We start from the raw sequence: 23,218 nt of genomic DNA on the forward strand, positions 1-23,218 counted from the left end.
TATATGAAACAGGTTCGTCAAATTGTATGGGCACTTGCCTTAGTGCTAACGATTCTATTCACAGCTGGTTTGACTAAAACAATACATGCTGCAGAAGTCTCATCATATACACAGACAGCACGTCTAACGAAAGACGGTAACACGCTAACAAATGGGAGCAAGGTGTTGACAAATGAAAAATTGTCAGCAAGTATTTATTTAGCCTTTCCAGATTCGCAAACTATTCAAACTGGTGATACCTTAACTCTTAGTTTGCCAAAAGAATTAGCCCTCTACACAGCACTGGAATTCAATGTTCTTGAGGAAGGTCAATCAAATGGTCAGACGGTGGGGAAAGCTGTCGTTGATACAGCTAAGAAAACAGTGACCGTTACCTTTAATGATTATTTCGCATCTCATCCACTCAACAAACGAGTTGCTCTTCATTTTGATGTAAAAGTCGATTCAGAAGTAGTTACAAAAACATCTCCAATCCAGTTTAAACTAGGAAATACAGATTTTTCATTGAATTATGAAAAAACAGCTGGAGAAGCTGGAGACTATGAGATGAAATACGGTTACCAAGATAAGTCTGATCCAACCATTATCAAATGGCGGATTCTCTTAAATGCTCGCCAAGATATGCTTCGTGGAATGGTCATTAAAGACCAATTCGGAGATGGTTTAACATTGGTTGAAGGTAGCTTACGCGCTGTTCGTTATGCTCCTGTACAAGGTGGGATTAAGAACGAAGCTCAGATATTAAGTCTCCCAGTTCTGGATAACTTTACTAAAAAAGCTGTTTTCAATAAGAATGCAGATGGAAAGACCACTGGTTTTACGATTGAATTTGGTGATAATTACAATTGGCCAATGTATATTGAATATTCTACGAAAGTGGCACCTGGAACGAAAGTAGGCGATATTGTCCATAATACATTAACATGGAAGGCAACCAATTTCCCAGCACCGCGTAGTTTAACCCGTGAAGTGCGATTGGAAACAGGATCTGGCGAAGGATTGGGTGAGAAAGAACAAACGCCACCGACACCTAGCTCAACCTCCTCATCAAGTTCTAGTTCTTCATCAAGCTCATCATCTTCAACGAGTTCTAGTTCTTCATCAAGTTCATCATCTTCAACGAGTTCTGGTTCTTCATCAAGTTCATCATCTTCAACGAGTTCCAGTTCTACATCGAACTCAACATCCACATCAAGTTCTTCATCGAAATCATCTTCATCTTCTGTTAAAGAAGAAGCCCCAAAACCTGGTAAGAAAAAAGTTCTTCCAAGTACAGGTGAAAAGATGACACCGGTGGTTCTTGTCATGGGTGTCTTCCTAGCAGTTCTATCGGTTGGTATTTTACGTGTAAGAAAAGATTCCTAAATCTATTCATAAAAGATCAGACCTTTGTCTGGTCTTTTTGTGTAGACTCGATTTGAAAAATCCCCTATTTCGTGGTAAAATAGGGCTAATGAATTTATAGTAATCGAGGTATTAGAAGTGGCTTTTGGAGATAACGGAAAACGTAAAAAAACACCATTTGAAATGATCACGATGGTCGTCATTGTGATTATGTTGATTGTAACGGTTGGTGCAATCTTTGCAACCGCAATTGGTGCTCTTTCTTACTAAGACGCACGCAGAAATAAAGGAAATCATCTATTTATGAGTATGTTTTTAGATACAGCCAAGATTAAGGTCAAGGCTGGAAATGGCGGCGATGGCATGGTGGCTTTTCGTCGCGAAAAATATGTCCCTAATGGCGGACCTTGGGGTGGTGATGGAGGTCGTGGTGGCAATGTCATCTTTGTAGTAGACGAAGGCTTGCGTACCTTGATGGACTTCCGTTATAACCGACATTTCAAAGCCCAAAATGGGGAAAAAGGAATGACCAAAGGGATGCACGGACGGGGAGCAGAAGATCTCTATGTTCGGGTTCCTCAAGGAACGACCGTCCGAGATGCTGAGACGGGCAAGGTCATTACGGACCTAGTTGAAAATGGACAAGAGTACATTGTCGCCCACGGTGGCCGTGGCGGACGTGGAAACATTCGTTTTGCCACTCCTAAAAATCCAGCCCCAGAGATTTCTGAGAATGGGGAACCTGGTCAGGAACGCGAACTCGAATTAGAACTCAAGGTCTTGGCAGACGTTGGTTTGGTTGGCTTCCCATCAGTAGGGAAATCAACTCTTCTCAGTGTCATCACTTCAGCCAAACCAAAGATTGGGGCTTATCATTTTACAACCATCGTGCCAAACTTGGGCATGGTTCGGACACCGTCAGGTGAATCTTTTGCTGTCGCAGACCTTCCTGGATTGATTGAAGGAGCTAGCCAAGGGGTCGGACTCGGAACCCAGTTCCTTCGTCACATCGAGCGCACCCGGGTTATCCTGCATGTTATTGATATGTCAGCGAGCGAAGGACGCGACCCTTATGAAGATTATGTTCAAATCAATAAAGAGCTTGAAACCTATAATCTTCGTTTGATGGAACGTCCTCAGATTATCGTGGCAAATAAGATGGATATGCCAGAGAGCCAAGAAAACTTGAAAGAGTTCAAGAAGAAATTGGCAGCCAATTACGATGAGTTTGATGAACTGCCACAGATCTTCCCGATCTCTAGTTTGGCGCATCAAGGTTTGGACAACTTGTTAGAAGCAACAGCAGAATTGTTAGACAAAACGCCAGAATTCCTCTTGTATTCAGAAGACGAAATGGCCCAAGAAGAAGTCTACTATGGCTTTGATGAAGACCAGCCAGCCTTTGACATCAGTCGGGATGACGATGCCGCTTGGGTCTTGTCTGGTGAAAAACTTGAAAAACTCTTTAATATGACCAATTTCGATCGGGATGAAGCGGTCATGAAATTTGCTCGTCAATTGCGTGGAATGGGTGTTGATGAAGCTCTTCGTGCACGTGGGGCAAAAGATGGCGATATCGTCCGGATCGGTAAATTTGAATTTGAGTTTGTAGATTAAGGGTGGTCCCGAGCGGATCAAGGATTCCAAATAAGAAATGAGGCTTTTTCAGTGGGAGATAAACCAATATCTTTTCGAGATGAAAATGGAAATTTTGTTTCAGCAGCCGATGTTTGGAATGCTGAAAAACTAGAAGAACTCTTTAATACGCTAAATCCTAAGCGCAAATTGCGCTTACAAAGGGAAAAATTAGCAAAAGAAAATCAGCAGAAGTAAATAGACTTGGAGAATACTATGGCAAAAACAATTCATACAGATAAAGCACCTGCAGCAATTGGACCTTATGTTCAAGGGAAAATCGTAGGGAATCTTCTCTTTGCAAGTGGACAAGTTCCCTTGTCACCTGAAACAGGTGAAATCATTGGAGAAACCATCCAAGAACAAACAGAGCAAGTCTTAAAGAACATTGGGGCTATTTTGGAAGAGGCAGGGACAGACTTTGACCACGTGGTGAAAACCACTTGTTTCTTAAGTGATATGAATGACTTTGTACCTTTTAATGAGGTCTATAAAACAGTCTTTACTACAGAGTTTCCAGCTCGATCTGCTGTTGAAGTAGCACGCCTGCCACGTGATGTGAAGGTTGAAATTGAAGTTATTGCGGAAATCAAAGCCAAATAACCATTCAAAGACAAAAAGACAGGGTGGAGAGCAGGAAACTGTAGGCCACTCTGTTTTATTTATGGGAGGAGAAAATGACAGAAAGTAAGATTCAACTGGTCATGGTAACAGGGATGAGCGGTGCGGGTAAGACCGTTGCCATCCAATCGTTTGAGGATTTGGGTTACTTTACCATCGATAATATGCCACCGGCGCTCTTGCTGAAATTTATTGAGCTCATGCGCCACAGCCCAGATAACAATAAATTAGCCGTTGTTGTGGACATGCGGAGCCGTTCTTTTTTCAATGAAATTCGCACCATTTTGGATGAATTGGACAATCAAGAAGACCTGGATTTCAAAGTCTTGTTCTTGGATGCCACTGACAGTGAGTTGGTAGCACGATACAAGGAAACCCGTCGTAGCCATCCATTAGCGGCAGATGGCCGTGTCTTAGATGGGATTACCCTAGAGCGCGAACTCTTGTCCCCTTTAAAAAATATCAGTCAAAATGTAGTGGATACGACTGAGTTGACACCTCGTAATTTGAGAAAAACGATCGCAGAACAATTTGCCAGTCAAGATAATCAGCCAGATTTTCGGGTTGAGGTCATGTCATTTGGGTTTAAATATGGCCTTCCGATCGATGCTGACCTTGTCTTTGACGTGCGTTTCCTTCCAAATCCCTACTACAAATTGGAACTTCGGAATTTAACCGGTCAAGATCCAGCTGTCTATGATTACGTCATGGATCACCCTGAATCAGAGGACTTTTATCGTCACCTCCATGACTTGATCGTTCCTATTTTACCGTCTTATAAACGGGAGGGTAAATCCGTTCTCACCATTGCTATGGGATGTACCGGTGGGCAACACCGTTCAGTAGCCTTTGCAGAGCGCTTAGCGCATGATTTAGAAAAAAATTGGCAGGTCAATTGCAGTCATAGAGATAAGGACAGACGGAAAGAAACGGTGAATCGCTCATGAGAAAACCTAAAGTAACCGTTATTGGAGGAGGAACAGGGATTTCTGTTATCCTCGATAGTCTGAGAAAGAAACCGGTCGATATTACTGCCATCGTAACCGTTGCAGATGATGGCGGGAGTTCAGGTGAATTGCGGAAGAACATCCAAAAATTGACACCACCTGGAGATCTTCGAAATGTGCTGGTTGCCATGTCAGATATGCCTCGTTTTTATGAGAAGGTCTTTCAATACCGCTTTGCAGACGATGATGGCCCTTTGGCCGGACACCCTTTGGGAAACTTGATCATTGCAGGGATTTCAGAGATGCAAGGCTCGACCTATAATGCCATGCAGTTGTTAACCAAATTCTTTCATACGACCGGCAAGATCTATCCTTCCAGTGACAGTCCCTTGACCCTTCATGCCGTTTTTCAAGATGGAAAAGAAGTGGTAGGAGAAAGCCACATTGCCAAATACACCGGCATGATTGATCATGTTTATGTGACCAATACCTTTGATCAAGAGCGCCCAAAAGCTAGTAAGAAAGTGGTGGAAGCTATTCTTGAAAGTGATATGGTTGTCTTGGGTCCTGGTTCGCTTTTTACCTCGATCCTTCCTAATTTGATGATCGATGAGATTGGGAAAGCCATCCTTGAAACCAAGGCTCAGGTAGCCTATGTTTGTAACATCATGACCCAAAGAGGTGAAACCGAGCATTTCACAGACAGTGACCACGTTGCCGTTCTTCATAAACATTTGGGAGAGAAGTTCATCGATACTGTCCTTGTCAATATCAATCAGGTTCCCGCAGCTTACATGAACAGTAATAAATTTGATGAATACTTGGTGCAGGTAGAGCACGATTTCAAGGGGCTGCACTCGCAAGTTCCCCAAGTGATTTCTTCTGATTTCTTGAAGCTGGTCAATGGAGGAGCCTTTCATGATGGCGAAAAAGTAGTCGAAGAGCTGATGCAGATCGTGCAGGTGAGAAAATGAGTTTTACGGTTCGTGTCAAAGAAGAATTATTGTCTCTCAAGCGATTTGAAAAGAGTGAATTGGCTGCCATTATCAAGATGTCTGGAAGTCTGGGGATTTCAATGGGGGGCTTGACGCTCTCGGTGACAACAGAAAATGCCAAGATCGCTCGCCATATCTATGAATTGTTGCATCATTTTTATGAGGCCAAATCGGATATTCGCCACCACCAAAAAACCAATTTGAAAAAAAATCGTGTTTACACAGTATTCTTGGATGAGAAGGTGGAAGAGATTCTTGCTGACTTGCATTTGGCAGATGCCTTTTTTGGGATTGAGACAGGCATTGATGCCAGTGTTTTAGAAGATGAAGTAGCCAGTCGTGCTTATCTTCGGGGGGCTTTTCTGTCGAGTGGTTCCATCAAGGATCCTGAAAAAGGGAAGTACCAGTTGGAAATTCATTCTGTTTATACAGACCACGCGGAAGGAATTGCCCTTCTCATGCAAGGATTTTTACTAGATGCGAAAACCATCGAGCGGAAAAAAGGAGTGGTGACCTATCTGCAACGAGCGGAAGATATTATTGATTTTCTAATTGTGGTAGAGGCCATGCAAGCCATGCAGGAATTTGAGTCCATCAAGGTCATGAGAGAGACGCGCAATGACCTCAATCGGGCCAATAATGCCGAAATGGCCAATATCCAGCGCACAGTCACAGCCAGTATGAAAACCATTAATAATATTAGTAAAATTGTGGATACAATCGGTCTAGGAAGTTTACCAAGTGATCTGCAAGAAGTTGCCTATATCCGGATGAACCATCCAGATTATTCCATCCAGCAGATCGCAGATAGCTTGCAACAACCTATTTCAAAAAGCGGTGTCAATCACCGCTTGCGTAAGATCAATAAGATCGCAGACGATTTAGACAAATAAAAAAGGCCAAAGGCCTTTTTTATTATAAACTAGTTGAGTGCGTTGGTTGGACTTTCTTATCTGGATAGATGTAGTTGATGGCATTGTTTACGGCTGTTGGAGCTTCCCCAAGACCTGTAGCGATGAGATCAATCTTTCCTTCGTAGAAGCAGCAGTCTCCACAGGCATAAATTCCAGGAAGGCTGGTTTCTTGTTTTTGGTTCACCTTGATTTTATGGCGTTGCAATTCTACACCCCATTCTTTCAAGTTTCCGATAGAAGATTTAAAGCCATAGTTGACAAATAAGTGATCAATCGGGATAAGTTCGGTTTCATCGGATTTAACTTTTGTGATTTCAAGATGAGTGGCATGACCATTTTCGCCAATCAAGCGGCTAGGAACAAATGGTGTTTTGATGCTGACAGAAGATTGTTTGAGTTCTTCAACGCTATGTTCCAAGGCACGGAAGTTGTCCCGACGGTGAATGATTGTAGTTGGAGCAATCTTGTCAAAAGCAAGAGCCCAGTCCACAGCAGAGTCCCCACCACCAAGGACGGTCACTTGCTGTCCTTCATATTGCTGGATATTTGAAACATGGTAGTGGACATTATCGAAGTCTTCAGCCCCCTCGATATCAAGAGCACGTGGTTTAAAGGCACCGCCACCCATGGCAATGATGACGGCTTTAGACTGATGCACTTGGCGAGAAGTAGTGATGGTGAAGAGGTCACCTTCTTTTTGAATATCCTCTACAGTTTCATTGAGGAAGATCGGTGTATCGAATCGTTTGACTTGCTCGATCAAGCGGTCGCTTAATTCTTCACCTGTTAAATTGGTAAAACCGGGTACATCGAGGATATTTTTTTCTGGATAGAGAATGGCTGGTTGCCCTCCAAGTTGAGGTAAGGAATCAATCAGTTTGACTTTAACTTGGCGCATATTGCCATAAAAAGCAGCAAACAGACCAACTGGTCCGCCCCCAACAATCGTAATATCATAAATTTCTGACATGGTATCTCCTTCAGGGTTTTCTATGTTTCCATTGTATCATAAAATAGGAAGAATGAAAAAGTCGGAAAAAAGAAATGGCATGAAGGCTAGGAAGGCTAGAAAAGTTTCAAAAGATCTTGACAGCATCTTTAAAGTGTGATAAAATAATTAAGATTTTAGGCTTGAAGGGAGTGAAAAATATGTCAAAAACAGTAGTACGTAAGAATGAATCTCTTGACGATGCTCTTCGTCGTTTCAAACGTGCGGTTACTAAAGCTGGTACTCTTCAAGAAACACGCAAACGTGAATTCTATGAAAAACCTTCTGTAAAACGTAAACGTAAATCAGAAGCAGCTCGTAAACGTAAAAAATTCTAATTGAATACAGAAACAGACTTCGGTCTGTTTTTTGTTTTTTCTCATCCATCAAAGACAAAAAAACCGACCTTCTAACTAGAAGATCGGATCTTTTTATCTGATTATTTGTTTGCAAGCAAGTCGCGGATTTCAGTAAGCAACTCTTCTTGAGTAGGAGCAGGAGCTGCTTCTTCGACAGCTTCTTCTTTTTTACCAAGGTTTTGTGCTTTTTCAGCAGCTTTAACGATAAAGAAGAGAACAGTTCCAATGACGATGAAGTTGATTACTGCGCTCAAGAAGCTACCGTAAGCAACACCGTTCCATGACAATTCAGCAATTTTATCAACACCAGCAGCTTTCAAAGCTGGGTTCAAAATAAGTGGTGTGATGACATCGTTAACAAGTGATGTCACGATGGCACCAAATGCAGCCCCGATAATCACTGCAACAGCAAGGTCAACAACGTTTCCACGAAGGAGGAAAGCTTTCAATTCTTTTAACATATCCTATATAATATGTCCTTTCATAATAATTTTTTACTATGATAGTATAACGGAAAAATATGCGACTGACAAGAAATATGCCCAATTTTTTTTAAAATTAGTGATAAAGGTTGAAAATCTTTTCTTTTATGTGTGAAATCGGTAGGAAAAAATTTACTTTTACTAACTTTTAGTATAAAATATAAAGTGATAATCTATGGTAAAATGGAGGCACTGTTTATGGTTGATAAAGAGCTGATTGCAGAAATTAAAAACAGTGTAAACATTGTTGAAGTCATTGGAGAAGTTGTTTCTTTGACCAAGGCTGGCCGTAATTTTTTAGGCCTCTGTCCTTTTCATGGCGAAAAGACTCCTTCCTTTAATGTTGTTGAAGACAAGCAGTTTTACCATTGCTTCGGATGTGGTCGCTCTGGAGATGTCTTTAAGTTTATTGAGGACTACCGTGGAGTCGCCTTTATGGATGCGGTCCAGATCGTAGCAGAAAAAGCTGGCATTGCGCTTCAGTACCAAGCAAGGCCGGCTCAACCAACGTCTATCAATCCAAACCAAGAACTTTATGAGATTCATCAGGAAGCTAGTAAGTTTTATCAGGCGATTTTGATGACGACTAAGATGGGGGAAGAAGCGAGAAACTATCTGCATGAACGTGGTCTGACGGATGAGGTCATCCGACATTTTCAATTGGGCTTAGCACCAGCAGAAGGAAATTATCTCTATCGAAATCTCTCTGAGAAATTCTCTGAGAAAGTGATTACCGATTCAGGTTTGTTTACAATCTCAGATGCTGGAACGGTTTTTGATGCCTTTCAGGATCGGATCATGTTTCCCTTGACGGATGATAGTGGACGTGTCATTGCCTTTTCTGGTAGGTTGTGGAAAATGACGGAGGATGGCAGTCATCAAGCCAAGTACAAGAATAGTCGCAGTACGCGATTGTTTAATAAAAGCTATGAACTCTATCATTTGGATCAAGCCAAGACGAGCGCCAAAAAGCAATATGAAATGTATATCATGGAAGGTTTTATGGATGTCATTGCAGCTTATCGAGCTGGGATAGAAAATGCGGTCGCCTCTATGGGGACAGCCTTGACACCAGAGCATGTCCAGCACCTGTCTCATTTTACTAAAAAGGTTATCTTGACCTATGATGGAGATAAGGCAGGGCTTGAAGCAACAGCTAAGGCCTTGGATGTCTTGCAGGATCTGGAGTTGGAGATCGTCCGTATCCCAGATCAGATGGATCCTGATGAGTACCTCAAAAAGACGTCCCCAGAAGATCTAGCTACCCTCTTGAAGAATTCTCGGATCAGTAAGGTTGAATTCTTGATGCACTACTGGAAACCCCAGTATATTGAGAACTTGCAGTCGCAAATTGAGTTTGTCGAAAAGTTGGCACCGATGATCGCCCAGACGCGTTCTATTACAGCGCAAAACACCTATATTTATAAGTTGGCCGATTTATTGCCGGACTTTGATTACTTGCAGATTGAGCAGATTGTCAATAATAGTCGTTTGCAACAACGGCAGGAGGTTCAAAGTGGTGGACGATCTAAAACATCGTATTTTTCAGTGGAGCTCTTGCCGAATCGTGGGATGACGCGCTTGATCAAGGCGGAAAATCATTTATTAAGTAGGATGAAGGATTTTCCAATGGTCCTCAATGATTACCGGTTGCGACCTGATTTTGCCTTTGACACGCCGGAGTTACAGATCTTGTATCAATTGCTCTGTCAAAATGGAGAAGTCACCTCTCAGGATCTATCCGAGCAGCCTGAAGGGGTCCAGCATGCCTGGTACCGCATGTTAGAAGAAGATTTGCCAGAAGAGATAGCAGATGGTGAGTTAGAAGAAGTAGAAGCGACACGGAATCGTGAGCTTCTTCGCAAAGAAAGTCAACAAATTGGAAATAAAGTGAAGGAAGCTTCCTCAACAGGGGATGCGGAAAAAGCTTTATTGGAACTCGAGCGTTTAATCGCTCAAAAAAGAAGAATGGAGTAAGAATGGCTAAAGAACAAAAAGATATTACAACATTGGACGTTCAAATTGCAGAATTTATTCGCAGCCACAAGAAAAGCGGAACTGCAACAGATGATGAAATTAATGACCAATTGGTTATTCCATTCACGCTAGATGCAGATGGGATTGAAGATCTTTTGCAACGCATTCAAGATGCAGGGATTTCGATCACTGATAAAGACGGCAACCCAAGTGCGCGTGTGTTGAACAATGAGGAAGAGCCAGAGTTGTCAGATGAGGAATTGCTTGGAAGCAACTCTGCTAAGGTCAATGACCCGGTACGGATGTACTTGAAAGAAATTGGGGTTGTTCCTCTTTTGACCAATGAAGAAGAACAAGAATTGGCTATCTTGGTGGAACAAGGTGATTTAGAAGCCAAACAACGTCTAGCAGAAGCCAACCTTCGTTTGGTTGTATCCATTGCGAAACGTTACGTTGGTCGTGGAATGCAATTTTTGGATTTGATCCAAGAAGGAAACATGGGCTTGATGAAGGCGGTTGATAAGTTTGACTACACCAAAGGGTTCAAGTTTTCTACTTATGCCACTTGGTGGATCCGTCAGGCTATCACTCGTGCTATTGCAGACCAAGCGCGTACCATTCGGATTCCTGTTCACATGGTGGAAACCATTAACAAGTTGGTTCGTGAACAACGCAATCTCTTGCAAGAATTGGGACAAGACCCAACACCTGAACAAATCGCTGAACGTATGGATATGACACCAGACAAGGTGCGTGAAATCTTGAAGATTGCGCAAGAGCCTGTTTCTCTTGAAACTCCAATCGGGGAAGAAGACGATAGCCATTTGGGAGATTTCATCGAAGACGAAGTGATTGAAAATCCAGTAGACTACACCACTCGTGTGGTTCTACGAGAACAATTGGATGAAGTCCTTGATACCCTGACAGACCGGGAAGAAAATGTTTTGCGTCTTCGTTTTGGTCTCGATGATGGAAAAATGCGGACTTTGGAAGATGTGGGGAAAGTCTTCAACGTGACCCGTGAACGGATCCGTCAGATCGAAGCCAAAGCCCTCCGCAAACTCCGCCACCCAAGCAGAAGCAAACCATTGCGTGACTTTATAGAGGATTAAAAATGTCCAGTGGACATTTTTAACGGCCACCCAAAAACCAAAGAGTGGCCAGGTCCGGGGGACCTTTTTAACGGTCGCCAAGAAATCAAAAAGCGACCCAGGTCCAGTGGACATTTTTAACCCGAGCCGAAAAATTCGGAAGCGAGGAAGGTCTGGCGGACCTTTTTAACGGTCGCCTAGAAATGAAGAAGCGACCCAGGTCCGGGGGACCTTTTTAACCCGAGCCCAGAAATTCTATCGAGAGTAAATAGCAGAAAAAGGAAGTCATATGGCATATACAACTGAGCAAATTGAAGAAATTAAAAATAAAATCTTAAATGCTTTGGAAGAGGTAATCGATCCTGAGCTTGGGATTGACATTGTCAATTTAGGTCTTGTCTACGAGATCCATTTTGACGGTGAAACTGGAGCAACCATCATTGATATGACCTTAACGACCATGGGGTGTCCATTAGCGGACCTTCTGACAGATCAGATTCATGATGTTTTAGCAGAAGTAGAAGAAGTGACATCTGTGGATGTGAAGTTGGTCTGGTACCCTGCTTGGACGGTTGAAAAGATGAGCCGTTATGCACGGATCGCACTTGGAATTAGTTAAACACTCTATGTATCAAAACAAATCAGAGGTTGGGGCTCCCCTAACCTCTGATTTGTTTATCCCATTTTTTTTGAACAAGCATTTACAAATTCTTAGCAAATTTTCAGATAGAGTTGCAATCATCAAGGGGACAAGGTATAATAGCATAAATAGAAAATAAAGGAGATTTACATGAATCAGTATCCTTTGGTCTACTTGGACCATGTGACAAAGAATTATGGGCATGAAGTTGCTCTCATGGATGTTAGTTTGAACATCCAACCTGGCCGTATTATTGGCCTTTTGGGTCCCAATGGTAGTGGGAAAACAACCATCATTAAATTGATTAATGGTTTGTTGCAACCAAGCCTTGGAAATATCTATATTCATGGGCAATTACCATCCCCAGCTTCTAAAAAAGTGGTTTCCTATTTGCCAGATACAACTTATCTGAATGAAAATATGAAAATTATTGATGCTATTAACTATTTCCAAGATTTTTATGCAGATTTTAATGTCCAACGAGCTTACCAATTGCTCAACGATTTGCATTTGCATCCAAATCAAAAATTGAACAGCCTTTCAAAAGGGAACAAGGAAAAAGTGCAATTGATTTTGGTGATGAGCCGTGAAGCTGACTTGTATGTTCTTGATGAACCAATCGGTGGGGTTGACCCAGCGGCGCGTGATTATATTTTGCGGACCATTATTCAAAACAGACGTCCAAACTCTTCTGTCTTGATTTCTACTCACTTGATTGCTGATATTGAGCAAGTTTTGGATGAGGCCATTTTCATCAACCAAGGAAGAATCCTCTTGCATGAAAATACGACTGTTATGCGCAATCAACACGGAAAATCAATCGATGAGATCTTCCGTGATCAATTCCGTGTTTATTAGGAGGAACCCATGTTTGGTAAATTATTAAAATATGAATTTAAATCGACAGCTAAGTGGTATTTATTGATCACCCTGATCGCACTAGGTTTGTCAGTGATTACAGGTGTTATTGGTGGAAGTGCTACAAATGGTTTTGTGGATATGGAAACCAATAGTATGCAAATTATAACGGGGACTCTTGGGATTCTCATTTTTGGAGGAGTCATTGGTCTTTATCTTAGTAACTACTATATTATTATCCGTCGTTTCTATTCCAACTTATACGGACGTGAAGGTTACTTGACTTGGACCCTTCCAGCTAGCCCTCATGCGATCATTTTGTCTAAATTTGTGGGAGCTTTAGTAGCGAGTCTTTACTGCCTATTCCTTCTATTTTTTAGTGGTTTCATCACAATACTTGTGATGGGTGCTGTCATTGGACAAGACATCTCTCCTGTATTTAGTATTATCGCTGAGGCTTTTAGTCATTCTATTGCTTATTGGATTATCGTTTGGTGGATTTTTACCACAGCTTCAGGGATCTTCCTATTTTATGTATCGATCGCACTTGGCCAACTCTTCCAAAATCGTCGTGGATTTAAGGCTATTCTGTTTTTCTTTCTCTTGTGCATTGTTTTAAGTATCATCGGTACAGCAGTCAATCCATTAAAAGATTCATATGCTGTTGGGTCTGCATTGGTTTATGGAAATATTGATGAATTTGGACCTAACTTCATTCCAGGTCTTATCTATGAAGTCATCAAGATTGTTTCTATGTACTTCACCATTCACTATATCAGCAAGTACAAGTTGAATCTTCAATAATAACAGTAAATTGAGCAAGGAGCTTCCCGATGGAAGCCTTCTTGTTCAATTTTTTTCTTTTGCATTTTTGGCTACATTTTGATATACTAATTGTATTCGTTTTGGGGTCGTTACGGATTCGACAGGCATTATGAGGCATATTTTGCAACTCATCTAGCGGATGTAAAACGCCAGTTAAATATAACTGCAAAAAATAATAATTCTTACGCTTTAGCTGCCTAAACACCAGCAGGCGTGACCCGATTCGAATCGCTCGTGTTTGATGACAGGTCTTAATTATAGCGAGATACGATCTAGCTTGGTCTAGGAGTTAGATAAGAGATTGATAGACTCGCAGGTACAGGGCTTGAGTTATGTGTCATGTAGCTGTTAAAAGAAGACATAACCTATGGTTGTAGACAAATATGCTGGCAGGTGTTTGGACGTGGGTTCGACTCCCACCGGCTCCATCTATAGTTTCTAAAGCTTTCTAAAACTTTCTAAAACGTTGTAAAAACAACGTTTTTTGTTTTATACTTTATATTCCTTTTTGAACCTTTTTGAAACTGGCAGACCCAAAAACAGACCCTTTTTTATCCAAAGGGTCTGTCTTTATGTTATTTGTCTAAAAATCAATATAGTTTGCAAATTTCTCACCAATGTCATCCTTGGCCTCTTTGGTGATGTGCGTATAGATGTTCATGGTTGTTTTTAAATCTGAGTGTCCAAGTCTATACTGGACCTGTTTGAGTGTCATTCCAGCTTCGAAGCATAGACTGGCATGTGTATGTCGGAAGCCGTGGATCCTAATCGGACGCACATCCGAATCTTTGACAATTTGTTGTAGCCATTTCCGTGGTAGTGTTCCTGGTATTGGTTTTCCAAATTCATTTTCAAAGATAAAAGTAGTAGTAGGATTCATTTCTCTCCACTCTGTGAGTAGTTCACTTGTCCTTTCGTCCAAGCTGATCAATCGGTTGCTACTTTTGTTTTTTGTAGGACCGACAGATTCCCCGTCAAATCCTCTCGTAATGGCTTTATTTATGCTCAGAGTGTTATTGGTCCAGTCTTCCCATTTGAGGGCTAAAGCCTCCCCTTTTCGGGCTCCTGTGAAGGCTAGAAGACGGAAGAGGACTTTCTTTCTTAGGTCATCGGTTTTATCTACTAATTCAAGAAAAGATTTTAGCTCGTTCTTGTCGTAAAAATCGCTATCTGTATCTACTTGTTTTCTGACAAGCGTTGTTACACTTTCAACCGGATTTGTTGAGATGTAGCCATGCCTAATAGCATACTTACAAATATTGTTCATCAGGCCCTTCATTTTACGTCCGTAAACAAGTTTTTTGGACCAGTCATTGACTTGTTCCTGAAGTTGCAGAGGAGTTAGAGTAGAAATCTTCTTATCTCCTAAAGTCGGATAGATATGATTTTTTATATTCCGTTCTGTCTTGATATAGGTGCTATCCTGTACTGTGTCAGCATATTCTTTGAGCCATTTTTCAGCGACTTCCTCGACAGTGATTTCCTCGACAGTGATTTCCTCGCTATTTTCAAGATCAGTTTGAAGTTGGAGAAGTGCTGCTCTTGCTTTGGCTTTTGTCTGAAACCCCTGACGCTTTACATACTTGTCCTTTCCATTTTCTTTACCGACATAGATCCTAAACTTATACGCTGTATCGCCATTTTTCTTTTTGTAAGATTTGATTTCCATTGCGTTTCACCTCATTTCTTGATAAAATGAGTATAAGAAAGTGCCCTTTTTAATGGCTTTTCTTATACAGCATTCCTCACACTCAATTTTTGGCGAAGGCGAGTGTGGGGAGTTTTTTGTTTTATTCTAACTAATTAGTGAATTATATTCGTCTTTGACCATTGTTTCATCAGCAATGGTCTTTAATTTGTACTTTTCCATAAATTTTACGTAATTAAAATCTCTGACATCTTCCATTAATTGTAATTCTTCTTCCAGCAAGTGGTGGATCATACTCCTATCAGCCTGCAGTTCGCAGTATTCTCTATTTAGCTCATATTGAGCAGGAGTATGCTCTTTGTGACCCAATTCATGCAAAGCAACTTGCTTTTGATCTTCAACTGATAAATTAATATCTAACGCTAAAATGTTCAAAGTAGGATTAAAGAAACCAGGACTATGCCAATCACTTCCGTCAAAGTAACATAGGTTTACACCCTCTTGGGCGCAAAGCTCTCTTACAGTCATAAGTGCACCTCTATTTATTTTTTAAGTGTGCCTCCAAGACCGCTGTAATAAAATCAATATCTTCTTCAGTAAGTGGTTTACCATCGAACAACATAGATTGCGCAGCAATGTCTCGAAGGTCAAGCGGTGCAGAAGCATCACCGCCTGTAGTAATTTTTGGATTATCAGTGCGTCCCAATAGGTAGTCGGTGGACACGTTGAAGTAGTCAGCGATTTCCGATATTCTCTCAGCGTTAGGTTTTTGAGATTTCAACTTATAGAGTGTATTTCTGCTGTAACCTAAATCCTCTTCTAGTTTCGTGAGAGAAATTCCCCTTTTATCGGCAAGTTCTTTAATTTTTTCGTATGTCGGAAACATTGTTAATTCAACCTTTCAGAAGCATAACAAAAAATATTTCAACTTTTTAGGTGTAAAACTGTTGACAAGACACCTAATTGGGTGTAAAATAGTTTTTGTAAGTTAATGAGTTAGTAAAAAACGAAGTTAAAACTTATCTAAAAATAAATAGCTTTGGCGAGCAAGATAATTGATAGATGTAAGGTTTTATCAAGTTTTTAACTATGCCTACATTTTAACCTTTTGGGTGAAAGTTGTCAAGCATTTTTAAAATAATTTACTAACTCTTTAACTCTATTAAAAAAATAAAGGAGGAAAAACATGAGCCAACAGCATCGCAAGTGGATCGAGCTTGTAAAAGATCGAATTGACAAACGTGGATGGTCACAGACGGACTTGGCCATTGTTGTGGGTGTTAGTCCATCAGCTATCACACAACTTTTTAAAGATGGAAAAGGTAGTGATGACTTGAAGCTTCGTATTAACAAAAAATTGCGAATCAACGAGTCATGGGAGAAATTTGAGGAGTAGGAAATGAACGAAATTAGTTTATCGAACAATCTGTCTCAGATAGAACTAGAAATCAGTCACCACAAACAAATAGCCGGGCAATCCATTTGGGAAATCGGCAGACGATTGAACCATGTGAAGGAAAATGATTTGGCACATGGTCAGTTTTTGGAATGGCTGGCAAAGATGAACATTGAGCGAACAGAAGCTCATAGAATGATGAAAGTTGCAGAGGAACTTCCAAATGTTGCAACGTTGCAACATTTAGGGACTACAGCACTTCATCTGATCGCAACTCTTCCAGAAGAAGAGAAAGAGGAGCAGATCCAACGCATCGAAGATGGCGACAATCCTACGGTACGAGAACTGAAGGAAGTCAAGAAGAAACTCAACCTCAGCAAGCTTGCAAACAAGCGTCTACAGGCTGAAAACGAGAAAATCAAATCTTCCAAGGTCGAAGTCAAGGAAACTATCAAGGAAGTCATCCCGGATGATTACAAAGCCACACAGGACCTAAACAAGCAATTGCTAGAAAAGAATAAGGAACTCTCCAAAACGGTCAAAGCCATGGAAGAACGCTCCGAATTTATCGAAAAGCAACTTGCTGACACACTGGCCCAGCGTGAAGAGGTCGATAAGAAATCTTCTCAGTACGATGAATTGACACGAGCGATTGAAGAATCGCAAGGACAACTCAATAATGTTCAGAAGCAAATCTCAGCTTACAAGAATATCACAAGCCTATTGCAAAAAGGGAACGATTTTTTAGCAAGCATGGGAGGGCTGATTTATGCAGATGAGGAGAAAGTCCTAAAAGCAGACGGGATAATCCGAAATGAATTTGATAGTTTTATCAGTCGAGGGCTTCGTTTCTTCAACGACCTGAACGATATCCGCAAAGAAAGCAACATTTTAGAAGGAGAATTTGAATGACAAACGAAATTGCAAAAGTCAGCAATGACTTAACTACAGAAGATGTGATGATCCACGCATTGCAGGAACTTAAAAAGCTGAAAGAAGGACAATCCGTTCTATCAGCCGATGTAGATTATTTGAAAAATGAACAACCAGTGAATCCGTCAATTTGTTTGGCACTTGAAAAAATGCGAAAACAAAAAGTTGTCGAATTACTGAGTGGTAAAGATAGTCAAGCATACAAAGATCGGAAATTTGCACAATCGGTATTCTCACAGGCTGCCAAAGACTTCAAGGAATACTTCCGCATTCCACGCTATGACTTGCTGAAACGTAAAGATGAAGAACAAGCGTTTGACTATTGGGGAAGCTGGGAACCATCAGCAAATACCAAGCTAGAAATCAAAGCCCGCAACGGTCAGATGAGTTTGGTGGGGTGAGGAGAAATAAATGAGCGAACCTTTAAAAAAGACATTGCATATCGAAAATCTAGAAATTAAGATCAGCAGTGATTCTAGCATACCTCACGTTATTTTAAATGGAGTTGATTTTCAAGCTGAAGATATCGGTTTACAAGGAATAAACATTGTTTGGGAGACAAGCAAGGACGAAGTACCTGAAACTCTGATCCAAATCGACTATATTAATGGTCGGGAGCATCCTAAAGAGATATCAATTAAGCAATCATTTCCTAATACTCTACTTAAATAAATTGTATAAGGAGAAATAAATGAAAATTAAATTAAAAAAAGAACTTGTTAAAAAACAAGTCCTTAGTTCAAAAGATGGGAAAACTTCTGTAAAACTTAGTGATTCGATTATTCACTTTCAAAAGTAATTACAAGTTTACCATCAACAGTATTGGAAATTGGTTTTCTATTAGACCAAACTTCATTGTCTTCACTTTTAACTAATAGAACTAAACCATTTTCATGTACTGACAAGAAATCAATAAATCTCTCGTTATCTACTGTTGTAGCAAATTTCAAAACAGATTTAGATGATGGATCAACACTGTCTACATCTGAGGTTGAAAAACGATATGGCAAGAAACTTACTTCATTAGGCAACATTTCATTAATGTAATTCATAGATTCCCTCCTTTCATAAAAATTGACAGACGATTTTCATAAGGAGTAAGAGGTCTTATTTAATCGTTTTTTGTCAGTAGTAAGTTAACACAATAATATAGAAAGGTCATCGGTCTTGAGATGGATTTTGAAGATGAAATTATAAAGTTATCTGACTTGCTAATTGAACAATCAGAAACTTATAGTGAAGCTTTGATTAAGTTACAAAAGCTCACAAAAGATATAGCTCATGAAGTAATTTTAAGAGCTATAGAACAAAAGAAAAATAAAGAATAGAAAGGATTAAAAAAATGGTCCTAGAACTATTTGGAACTGAATTTAAAGATAAACTCTTTGAAGAGCTGGTTTCAATCAACATCAAAGCTATGGAAGAAGCTAAGCGTAGATCAAGCAGAAATATTACATGGGTGCCGATCAAACAGCTACAGGAAGCGACCGGATGGGGTAGAACTAAACTAGAAGAATGGAGAGACCAAGGGAAATTTCAATTTCAACAGTCCGGAAAGGGCGGGAAGTATCTCTACAATTTGGAAGATGTTCAGCGATTCTGTCGAAGCTTACAAAAATAAAAAAAGCGCCTTGAGAAAGGCACTTTGAAAGAACTATAAACTAATTATAACACAGAAATTATTTTTATAAAAGAATATTGGAGGAATTAACATGTTAGCAGAAATTTTAGTCGGAGTATTAATTATTGTGGTCCTATTTCAAATGATTATCATCAGCTCAATTAGTGAGCGATGCAAGGAATCAAAACGAGAACTAAAAAAGATGATCGCTGAACAACAACGTATTCAAGAAGCACGAGAAGCAATGCGTTTCGGATATCGTAGATAGGAGCTGGTTTATGGCAGAAAATAACACAATCCTGCCTCACGATCTCCTTGCTGAACAAGCAGTAATCGGATCAGTATTTGTCGATCCAGATAAGATCCTCATTGCTTCTGAATACCTCACAAAAGAAAGTTTTTACAAACTATCACATGGCATCGTCTTTGAAATCATGGAAGGTCTTGCAGACAAGGGCGAACCAATTGACCCCGTATCAGTTAAATCAGCGCTTGACTCGATAGGCGAATTTGATCGAATCGGTGGGATGGCATTTTTAGCAAGTCTCATCAATGCTGTACCAACCAGTGCTCACATTGAGCATTATGCCAAGGTTGTAGCCAAAAAAGCGAAAGCACGAAAGGTTATTGAAGATCTCAATCAAACGATAGCTAACGTATATGATGGTCAATCAGATCTAAATGACATACTTGTCCAGACTGAACAAGCTTTGTCAAACATAGCAAATGACAAGCAGACTGGCTTCCGTCCAATTATTGATGTCATTGATTCCACGCAGTCAATTATTGACGAGCGCTCACAACGTGTTGGTGATGTAACAGGAACACCAACAGGTTTTACAGATTTTGACAATATCACGACTGGTCTACACACTGACAACCTGATTATTCTTGCAGCACGGCCAGCGATGGGAAAAACAGCTTTCGCTCTAAATATTGCCCAAAATGTGGCAATAAGAGCCGGGAAACCAGTAGCAATCTTCTCTCTTGAAATGGGAGCAGAAAGCCTTGTAGAGCGCATGCTCTCAGCAGAAGGCTTGATTCCATCGTACCATGTCAGAACAGGGAACCTCTCTGAAAGCGAATGGCGCAGGATGATCCTGGCACAAGAGCAACTTGCAAAAGGAAAGATCTATATTGACGATACAGCAGGAATTCAAATCGCTGAGATTCGATCCAGAGCCAAGCGATTGTCTCAAGAGACTGGCGGACTTGGATTGATTGTAATTGATTATCTTCAGCTAATCACTGGTAGAGGTCGAGAAAATCGGCAACAGGAAGTGTCTGAAATATCCAGACAGTTGAAGATATTAGCAAAGGAATTGAAAGTTCCAGTAATTGCATTGAGTCAGCTATCTCGTGGGGTTGAGCAACGAAATGACAAAAGGCCCGTGCTCTCAGATTTAAGAGAGTCTGGTTCGATCGAGCAAGATGCTGACATAGTAGCATTTCTCTATCGAGAAGCTTACTACAATCGTGAGGAGCAGGAAGAACCTGATAATGTTACAGAATTGATCCTTGAGAAAAATAGACATGGCAGTTTAGGAACAGTCAAACTATTCTTTCACAAGGAATATGCGAAATTTTCAAATAAGGAGGCCTGATGAATGGTAACTGAGAATCGTAGATATTACTGGTTACAACTAAAAGATGACTTCTTTAATTCCAAAGAAATGAAGCTCATGAGAAAGCTTCCTGGGGGAGAAGAAATCACAATCATCTACCTAAAAATGATGCTGGCAAGTCTAGCAGAGCAAGGGAAGTTATATTTCGAGGGTCTAGCAGAAGATCTAGCAGAAGAACTTTCTCTATTGATAGACGAAGATCCAGAAGCAATCAGATTGACACTGATGTTTTTAACAAAAAAGAAATTATTGACTACATCAGACAATTATCAGTTTAATCTTGAACAAGTTCCAGAAATGGTAGGGAGTGAAACAGCAAGTACCCGTAGGTCTCGCAAGCATCGAGAGAATCAAAAAGCGTTGCAATGCAACACCGATGCAACAGAAGGCAACGGAGATATAGATATAGATATAGATATAGATATAGAGCAAAAAGCTCAATCTGATGTCTATGATGAAATTATCAAATATCTAAATGACAAAACAGGATCTCATTTTAAACATACTAGTAAATCAACTCAAAGACTAATAAATGGTCGTTTAAGTGAGAATTACTCAATAGATGACTTTAAGCATGTTATTGATGTAAAAAGCCTTGAATGGAAGAATGACTCCAAAATGTCCAAGTATTTAACTCCAGACACATTGTTTAATGCAACTAAGTTTGAAAAGTACTTAAATCAAAAGATGCCTTCGGGTGCATCAACTCAGCAACAAGATGAAAGGTTGGGATTTTAATGTATCAGGATTATACAGTAGATTCTACCAGCGAACCTAAAATTTGCAACAAGCATGGCTCCAAGATGATCAATGCAAAAGTCATGATTGATGGATCCCAGAAATCACTTGACATTTGTCCGGAATGCGAAAAAGAAGGAATCAATGAATTGCAGGAACACTTAAAGCAAGAAGCAACTATCCAGTCAATTCTAGCGAATACATACAAAGTATTTGATCGTGAGAGCATCTATTCCAAGGAATTGGAAGATAAAACACTTGATAATTACGATGCTGGAAATAAGTTGTGTGAGCGAGCTTTGAATTTTTCAAAAAGAATATTGCGAGACTTCCTAAAATTTGAAACAGGAAATGTAATCTTGAGCGGTCCTCCAGGAGTTGGCAAAAGCCATCTATCCATTGGAATAGCTAAAGCATTAAATGAAAAATTTAAAGAATGCAAGCAACCAAAGAGTGTGCTATTCATTTCGACTTCTACGCTCTTTTCAAAAATTGAAGAAAGCTTCAATGGTAGAGGAGACTTCACAGAAAGTTATGCTGTAAATCTACTGAGCAACGTTGATTTTCTTTTCTTTGATGATCTAGGGAAAGAGAGCAGTATGAGTGGGAACCTCAAGGAAGCAAACGAATGGAGACAACGAGTACTGTTTAAAATCCTGGACAATCGTCAAACAACATTTTTTAACACAAACTTATCGAGCAACGATATTAAAACAATTTACAACAAAGCCCTTGCTGACCGGATCTTCAAGGGCGCAAGCAAACATATTTTTAAATTTCCAGAGGATACAGAAAGTAGGAGATATTGATGGAAAACAAACAATTAAAAGATTTAATCTCAAAAGTTCAGCGCTGGTTTTATGACCGGAATTTGCAAACGCAAGATCCAAACAAGCAATTTTTGAAATTGTATGAGGAAATCGGTGAATTGTCACGAGGACTAGCAGAAAATGATGAAGCCGTTACGAAAGACAGCATTGGAGACATCACCGTAGTGTTGATCGGTTTGACATTGCAATTAGGAATCGAGACGGAAGAAATTTTCCCAGAAAATAATACATTCGTATTTTCCAATGCAGCAAAGTCGGAAGACTATTTTGTCTTGATGATGGACCAATCATTGGCAGCTTATTTCAATCGACAATCATACCAACTAAAAAATGTTGTTTATGAATTGATGCGAATTTCAGCATTGCTACATCATGATTTTGTCGACTGTTTGAACATTGCCTATGAGGAAATCAAGGATCGAACAGGGAAATTAGTAGATGGTGTTTGGATTAAGGAGGAGCGACTAAAATGACAGAAGAAATTTTAAACAATGGTTTTGACAAAGTAAATAAACCTAATCACTACTGTGGGCAATATGGTCTTGAATCAATTGACATTATTCGCAATTTTGCTGGAGGACCAAAAGAAGTCCGGGGATTTTATTGGGGAAATGTCATCAAGTATCTTTGTCGTTATCAAAAGAAAAACGGATTGGAAGATCTAAACAAGGCAAAGAAGTACTTAGACTGGCTCATCGCAGATCTGAAGCGTGAAGATCTCGAAAAGACAGCGATTGTTAAGCAGGAGTGA

The 23,218-nt window shown here is 40.2% G+C and carries 32 protein-coding genes and 1 other RNA gene; 27 read left to right on the forward strand and 6 right to left on the reverse strand.

The window, feature by feature from the left end; all coding sequences use genetic code 11:
* Positions 1-3: 3 nt before the first annotated feature.
* The 8 genes from ADG03_RS03710 (at position 4) to whiA (ending at position 6,435) form a co-directional block, all read left to right on the forward strand.
* Positions 4-1,365 (forward strand): LPXTG cell wall anchor domain-containing protein, encoded by a 1,362-nt coding sequence (locus tag ADG03_RS03710; protein WP_049472166.1) that lies wholly within the window; start codon positions 4-6, stop codon positions 1,363-1,365.
* A gap of 117 nt (positions 1,366-1,482) precedes the next feature.
* A complete protein-coding gene (locus ADG03_RS11070; protein WP_003011566.1) occupies positions 1,483-1,614 on the forward strand; it encodes a DUF4044 domain-containing protein in 132 nt (43 codons plus the stop codon).
* Between the two features lie 33 nt (positions 1,615-1,647).
* On the forward strand, positions 1,648-2,961 hold the full coding sequence (obgE, locus tag ADG03_RS03715; RefSeq protein ID WP_023917726.1) for a GTPase ObgE: 1,314 nt from the start codon (positions 1,648-1,650) through the stop codon (positions 2,959-2,961).
* 51 nt (positions 2,962-3,012) lie between these two features.
* Positions 3,013-3,177, forward strand: coding sequence for a hypothetical protein (locus ADG03_RS11740; protein WP_003006512.1), 165 nt, complete (start codon positions 3,013-3,015; stop codon positions 3,175-3,177).
* A gap of 18 nt (positions 3,178-3,195) precedes the next feature.
* Positions 3,196-3,582, forward strand: coding sequence for a RidA family protein (locus ADG03_RS03725; protein ID WP_049472168.1), 387 nt, complete (start codon positions 3,196-3,198; stop codon positions 3,580-3,582).
* A 74-nt stretch (positions 3,583-3,656) separates the two neighbouring features.
* Positions 3,657-4,547 carry an RNase adapter RapZ gene (gene rapZ / locus ADG03_RS03730; protein ID WP_009732574.1) on the forward strand — a complete coding sequence of 297 codons (891 nt, stop codon included), beginning with the start codon at positions 3,657-3,659 and terminating at the stop codon, positions 4,545-4,547.
* A complete protein-coding gene (locus ADG03_RS03735; protein ID WP_049472170.1) occupies positions 4,544-5,521 on the forward strand; it encodes a YvcK family protein in 978 nt (325 codons plus the stop codon). The genes rapZ and ADG03_RS03735 overlap by 4 nt, the downstream gene beginning before the upstream one ends.
* Entirely contained in the window at positions 5,518-6,435 is a 918-nt protein-coding gene (whiA, locus tag ADG03_RS03740; protein ID WP_049472171.1) for a DNA-binding protein WhiA, read from the forward strand. The genes ADG03_RS03735 and whiA overlap by 4 nt, the downstream gene beginning before the upstream one ends.
* A gap of 22 nt (positions 6,436-6,457) precedes the next feature.
* On the opposite strand, the gene ADG03_RS03745 is transcribed toward whiA, so the two are convergent.
* Positions 6,458-7,426 carry an NAD(P)/FAD-dependent oxidoreductase gene (locus tag ADG03_RS03745; RefSeq protein ID WP_049472173.1) on the reverse strand — a complete coding sequence of 323 codons (969 nt, stop codon included), beginning with the start codon at positions 7,424-7,426 and terminating at the stop codon, positions 6,458-6,460.
* Between the two features lie 179 nt (positions 7,427-7,605).
* On the opposite strand from ADG03_RS03745, the gene rpsU reads away from it, so the two are divergent.
* Entirely contained in the window at positions 7,606-7,782 is a 177-nt protein-coding gene (gene rpsU / locus ADG03_RS03750; protein ID WP_000048054.1) for a 30S ribosomal protein S21, read from the forward strand.
* Positions 7,783-7,883: 101 nt separating this feature from the next.
* Here the strand turns inward: rpsU and mscL are convergent, their stop codons facing one another.
* A complete protein-coding gene (gene mscL, locus ADG03_RS03755) occupies positions 7,884-8,264 on the reverse strand; it encodes a large conductance mechanosensitive channel protein MscL (RefSeq protein ID WP_049472175.1) in 381 nt (126 codons plus the stop codon).
* Between the two features lie 219 nt (positions 8,265-8,483).
* Between mscL and dnaG the strand changes: the two genes are divergently transcribed.
* The 6 genes from dnaG to ssrA all read left to right on the forward strand — a co-directional run bounded on the left by dnaG (position 8,484) and on the right by ssrA (position 14,107).
* Positions 8,484-10,262: a DNA primase gene (gene dnaG / locus ADG03_RS03760; RefSeq protein WP_049472177.1), complete on the forward strand. Its 1,779-nt coding sequence runs from the start codon at positions 8,484-8,486 to the stop codon at positions 10,260-10,262.
* Positions 10,263-10,264: 2 nt separating this feature from the next.
* The gene (gene rpoD / locus ADG03_RS03765; protein ID WP_003003251.1) at positions 10,265-11,374 is read left to right on the forward strand and encodes an RNA polymerase sigma factor RpoD; all 1,110 of its coding nucleotides are present in this window, start codon (positions 10,265-10,267) and stop codon (positions 11,372-11,374) included.
* Between the two features lie 268 nt (positions 11,375-11,642).
* Positions 11,643-11,972: a metal-sulfur cluster assembly factor gene (locus ADG03_RS03770; protein ID WP_004220168.1), complete on the forward strand. Its 330-nt coding sequence runs from the start codon at positions 11,643-11,645 to the stop codon at positions 11,970-11,972.
* 171 nt (positions 11,973-12,143) lie between these two features.
* Positions 12,144-12,851, forward strand: a complete 708-nt coding sequence (locus tag ADG03_RS03775) for an ABC transporter ATP-binding protein (protein WP_049472179.1) — start codon at positions 12,144-12,146, stop codon at positions 12,849-12,851.
* A 9-nt stretch (positions 12,852-12,860) separates the two neighbouring features.
* Positions 12,861-13,655 (forward strand): hypothetical protein, encoded by a 795-nt coding sequence (locus ADG03_RS03780; RefSeq protein ID WP_049472180.1) that lies wholly within the window; start codon positions 12,861-12,863, stop codon positions 13,653-13,655.
* A gap of 103 nt (positions 13,656-13,758) precedes the next feature.
* Positions 13,759-14,107, forward strand: a transfer-messenger RNA (tmRNA) gene (ssrA, locus tag ADG03_RS11075).
* 152 nt (positions 14,108-14,259) lie between these two features.
* On the opposite strand, the gene ADG03_RS03785 is transcribed toward ssrA, so the two are convergent.
* The 3 genes from ADG03_RS03785 to ADG03_RS03795 form a co-directional block, all read right to left on the reverse strand.
* Positions 14,260-15,345: a tyrosine-type recombinase/integrase gene (locus tag ADG03_RS03785; protein ID WP_049472182.1), complete on the reverse strand. Its 1,086-nt coding sequence runs from the start codon at positions 15,343-15,345 to the stop codon at positions 14,260-14,262.
* A 126-nt stretch (positions 15,346-15,471) separates the two neighbouring features.
* Positions 15,472-15,852, reverse strand: a complete 381-nt coding sequence (locus tag ADG03_RS03790) for an ImmA/IrrE family metallo-endopeptidase (RefSeq protein WP_049472183.1) — start codon at positions 15,850-15,852, stop codon at positions 15,472-15,474.
* A gap of 10 nt (positions 15,853-15,862) precedes the next feature.
* Positions 15,863-16,210, reverse strand: coding sequence for a helix-turn-helix domain-containing protein (locus tag ADG03_RS03795; protein WP_049472185.1), 348 nt, complete (start codon positions 16,208-16,210; stop codon positions 15,863-15,865).
* Positions 16,211-16,510: 300 nt separating this feature from the next.
* Between ADG03_RS03795 and ADG03_RS03800 the strand changes: the two genes are divergently transcribed.
* Genes ADG03_RS03800 through ADG03_RS03815 form a run of 4 tightly spaced genes read left to right on the forward strand, consistent with a single transcriptional unit; the run spans position 16,511 to position 18,325 of the window.
* Entirely contained in the window at positions 16,511-16,720 is a 210-nt protein-coding gene (locus ADG03_RS03800) for a helix-turn-helix domain-containing protein (RefSeq protein WP_049472187.1), read from the forward strand.
* Between the two features lie 3 nt (positions 16,721-16,723).
* The gene (locus tag ADG03_RS03805) at positions 16,724-17,632 is read left to right on the forward strand and encodes a DUF3102 domain-containing protein (RefSeq protein ID WP_049472193.1); all 909 of its coding nucleotides are present in this window, start codon (positions 16,724-16,726) and stop codon (positions 17,630-17,632) included.
* Complete coding sequence (locus tag ADG03_RS03810; RefSeq protein ID WP_049472194.1) at positions 17,629-18,054, forward strand: ORF6C domain-containing protein; 426 nt, start codon at positions 17,629-17,631, stop codon at positions 18,052-18,054. The genes ADG03_RS03805 and ADG03_RS03810 overlap by 4 nt, the downstream gene beginning before the upstream one ends.
* Positions 18,055-18,064: 10 nt before the next feature.
* A complete protein-coding gene (locus tag ADG03_RS03815; RefSeq protein ID WP_049472196.1) occupies positions 18,065-18,325 on the forward strand; it encodes a hypothetical protein in 261 nt (86 codons plus the stop codon).
* Positions 18,326-18,432: 107 nt separating this feature from the next.
* Here the strand turns inward: ADG03_RS03815 and ADG03_RS03820 are convergent, their stop codons facing one another.
* Complete coding sequence (locus ADG03_RS03820; RefSeq protein WP_049472197.1) at positions 18,433-18,705, reverse strand: hypothetical protein; 273 nt, start codon at positions 18,703-18,705, stop codon at positions 18,433-18,435.
* Positions 18,706-18,825: 120 nt separating this feature from the next.
* Between ADG03_RS03820 and ADG03_RS11675 the strand changes: the two genes are divergently transcribed.
* The 8 genes from ADG03_RS11675 to ADG03_RS03850 all read left to right on the forward strand — a co-directional run bounded on the left by ADG03_RS11675 (position 18,826) and on the right by ADG03_RS03850 (position 23,218).
* On the forward strand, positions 18,826-18,981 hold the full coding sequence (locus ADG03_RS11675; protein WP_160312932.1) for a hypothetical protein: 156 nt from the start codon (positions 18,826-18,828) through the stop codon (positions 18,979-18,981).
* Positions 18,982-18,995: 14 nt separating this feature from the next.
* Positions 18,996-19,274: a hypothetical protein gene (locus tag ADG03_RS03825; protein WP_049472199.1), complete on the forward strand. Its 279-nt coding sequence runs from the start codon at positions 18,996-18,998 to the stop codon at positions 19,272-19,274.
* Positions 19,275-19,365: 91 nt separating this feature from the next.
* Entirely contained in the window at positions 19,366-19,542 is a 177-nt protein-coding gene (locus tag ADG03_RS11680) for a hypothetical protein (protein WP_157915963.1), read from the forward strand.
* A 10-nt stretch (positions 19,543-19,552) separates the two neighbouring features.
* A complete protein-coding gene (gene dnaB, locus ADG03_RS03830) occupies positions 19,553-20,878 on the forward strand; it encodes a replicative DNA helicase (RefSeq protein WP_049472200.1) in 1,326 nt (441 codons plus the stop codon).
* Positions 20,879-20,881: 3 nt separating this feature from the next.
* The gene (locus tag ADG03_RS11045; RefSeq protein ID WP_053090701.1) at positions 20,882-21,637 is read left to right on the forward strand and encodes a conserved phage C-terminal domain-containing protein; all 756 of its coding nucleotides are present in this window, start codon (positions 20,882-20,884) and stop codon (positions 21,635-21,637) included.
* Positions 21,637-22,446 (forward strand): ATP-binding protein, encoded by an 810-nt coding sequence (locus ADG03_RS03840; RefSeq protein ID WP_049472202.1) that lies wholly within the window; start codon positions 21,637-21,639, stop codon positions 22,444-22,446. Before ADG03_RS11045 ends, ADG03_RS03840 begins: the two co-directional genes overlap by 1 nt.
* Positions 22,446-22,940 (forward strand): MazG-like family protein, encoded by a 495-nt coding sequence (locus ADG03_RS03845; RefSeq protein ID WP_049472205.1) that lies wholly within the window; start codon positions 22,446-22,448, stop codon positions 22,938-22,940. Before ADG03_RS03840 ends, ADG03_RS03845 begins: the two co-directional genes overlap by 1 nt.
* Entirely contained in the window at positions 22,937-23,218 is a 282-nt protein-coding gene (locus ADG03_RS03850; RefSeq protein WP_049472206.1) for a DUF3310 domain-containing protein, read from the forward strand. The genes ADG03_RS03845 and ADG03_RS03850 overlap by 4 nt, the downstream gene beginning before the upstream one ends.

It is taken from the genome of Streptococcus parasanguinis, from assembly GCF_001069785.1.
Lineage (GTDB): Bacteria > Bacillota > Bacilli > Lactobacillales > Streptococcaceae > Streptococcus > Streptococcus parasanguinis_T.

What these genes read in the sequence shown, in the direction of transcription:
- ADG03_RS03710 (WP_049472166.1), top strand. Translation starts at nt 4, where the DNA reads ATGAAACAGGTTCGTCAAATTGTATGGGCACTTGCCTTAGTGCTAACG.
- obgE (WP_023917726.1), top strand. Translation starts at nt 1,648, where the DNA reads ATGAGTATGTTTTTAGATACAGCCAAGATTAAGGTCAAGGCTGGAAAT.
- ADG03_RS03725 (WP_049472168.1), top strand. Translation starts at nt 3,196, where the DNA reads ATGGCAAAAACAATTCATACAGATAAAGCACCTGCAGCAATTGGACCT.
- rapZ (WP_009732574.1), top strand. Translation starts at nt 3,657, where the DNA reads ATGACAGAAAGTAAGATTCAACTGGTCATGGTAACAGGGATGAGCGGT.
- ADG03_RS03735 (WP_049472170.1), top strand. Translation starts at nt 4,544, where the DNA reads ATGAGAAAACCTAAAGTAACCGTTATTGGAGGAGGAACAGGGATTTCT.
- whiA (WP_049472171.1), top strand. Translation starts at nt 5,518, where the DNA reads ATGAGTTTTACGGTTCGTGTCAAAGAAGAATTATTGTCTCTCAAGCGA.
- ADG03_RS03745 (WP_049472173.1), bottom strand. Translation starts at nt 7,426, where the DNA reads ATGTCAGAAATTTATGATATTACGATTGTTGGGGGCGGACCAGTTGGT.
- rpsU (WP_000048054.1), top strand. Translation starts at nt 7,606, where the DNA reads ATGTCAAAAACAGTAGTACGTAAGAATGAATCTCTTGACGATGCTCTT.
- mscL (WP_049472175.1), bottom strand. Translation starts at nt 8,264, where the DNA reads ATGTTAAAAGAATTGAAAGCTTTCCTCCTTCGTGGAAACGTTGTTGAC.
- dnaG (WP_049472177.1), top strand. Translation starts at nt 8,484, where the DNA reads ATGGTTGATAAAGAGCTGATTGCAGAAATTAAAAACAGTGTAAACATT.
- rpoD (WP_003003251.1), top strand. Translation starts at nt 10,265, where the DNA reads ATGGCTAAAGAACAAAAAGATATTACAACATTGGACGTTCAAATTGCA.
- ADG03_RS03770 (WP_004220168.1), top strand. Translation starts at nt 11,643, where the DNA reads ATGGCATATACAACTGAGCAAATTGAAGAAATTAAAAATAAAATCTTA.
- ADG03_RS03775 (WP_049472179.1), top strand. Translation starts at nt 12,144, where the DNA reads ATGAATCAGTATCCTTTGGTCTACTTGGACCATGTGACAAAGAATTAT.
- ADG03_RS03780 (WP_049472180.1), top strand. Translation starts at nt 12,861, where the DNA reads ATGTTTGGTAAATTATTAAAATATGAATTTAAATCGACAGCTAAGTGG.
- ADG03_RS03785 (WP_049472182.1), bottom strand. Translation starts at nt 15,345, where the DNA reads ATGGAAATCAAATCTTACAAAAAGAAAAATGGCGATACAGCGTATAAG.
- ADG03_RS03790 (WP_049472183.1), bottom strand. Translation starts at nt 15,852, where the DNA reads ATGACTGTAAGAGAGCTTTGCGCCCAAGAGGGTGTAAACCTATGTTAC.
- ADG03_RS03795 (WP_049472185.1), bottom strand. Translation starts at nt 16,210, where the DNA reads ATGTTTCCGACATACGAAAAAATTAAAGAACTTGCCGATAAAAGGGGA.
- ADG03_RS03800 (WP_049472187.1), top strand. Translation starts at nt 16,511, where the DNA reads ATGAGCCAACAGCATCGCAAGTGGATCGAGCTTGTAAAAGATCGAATT.
- ADG03_RS03805 (WP_049472193.1), top strand. Translation starts at nt 16,724, where the DNA reads ATGAACGAAATTAGTTTATCGAACAATCTGTCTCAGATAGAACTAGAA.
- ADG03_RS03810 (WP_049472194.1), top strand. Translation starts at nt 17,629, where the DNA reads ATGACAAACGAAATTGCAAAAGTCAGCAATGACTTAACTACAGAAGAT.
- ADG03_RS03815 (WP_049472196.1), top strand. Translation starts at nt 18,065, where the DNA reads ATGAGCGAACCTTTAAAAAAGACATTGCATATCGAAAATCTAGAAATT.
- ADG03_RS03820 (WP_049472197.1), bottom strand. Translation starts at nt 18,705, where the DNA reads ATGAATTACATTAATGAAATGTTGCCTAATGAAGTAAGTTTCTTGCCA.
- ADG03_RS11675 (WP_160312932.1), top strand. Translation starts at nt 18,826, where the DNA reads ATGGATTTTGAAGATGAAATTATAAAGTTATCTGACTTGCTAATTGAA.
- ADG03_RS03825 (WP_049472199.1), top strand. Translation starts at nt 18,996, where the DNA reads ATGGTCCTAGAACTATTTGGAACTGAATTTAAAGATAAACTCTTTGAA.
- ADG03_RS11680 (WP_157915963.1), top strand. Translation starts at nt 19,366, where the DNA reads ATGTTAGCAGAAATTTTAGTCGGAGTATTAATTATTGTGGTCCTATTT.
- dnaB (WP_049472200.1), top strand. Translation starts at nt 19,553, where the DNA reads ATGGCAGAAAATAACACAATCCTGCCTCACGATCTCCTTGCTGAACAA.
- ADG03_RS11045 (WP_053090701.1), top strand. Translation starts at nt 20,882, where the DNA reads ATGGTAACTGAGAATCGTAGATATTACTGGTTACAACTAAAAGATGAC.
- ADG03_RS03840 (WP_049472202.1), top strand. Translation starts at nt 21,637, where the DNA reads ATGTATCAGGATTATACAGTAGATTCTACCAGCGAACCTAAAATTTGC.
- ADG03_RS03845 (WP_049472205.1), top strand. Translation starts at nt 22,446, where the DNA reads ATGGAAAACAAACAATTAAAAGATTTAATCTCAAAAGTTCAGCGCTGG.
- ADG03_RS03850 (WP_049472206.1), top strand. Translation starts at nt 22,937, where the DNA reads ATGACAGAAGAAATTTTAAACAATGGTTTTGACAAAGTAAATAAACCT.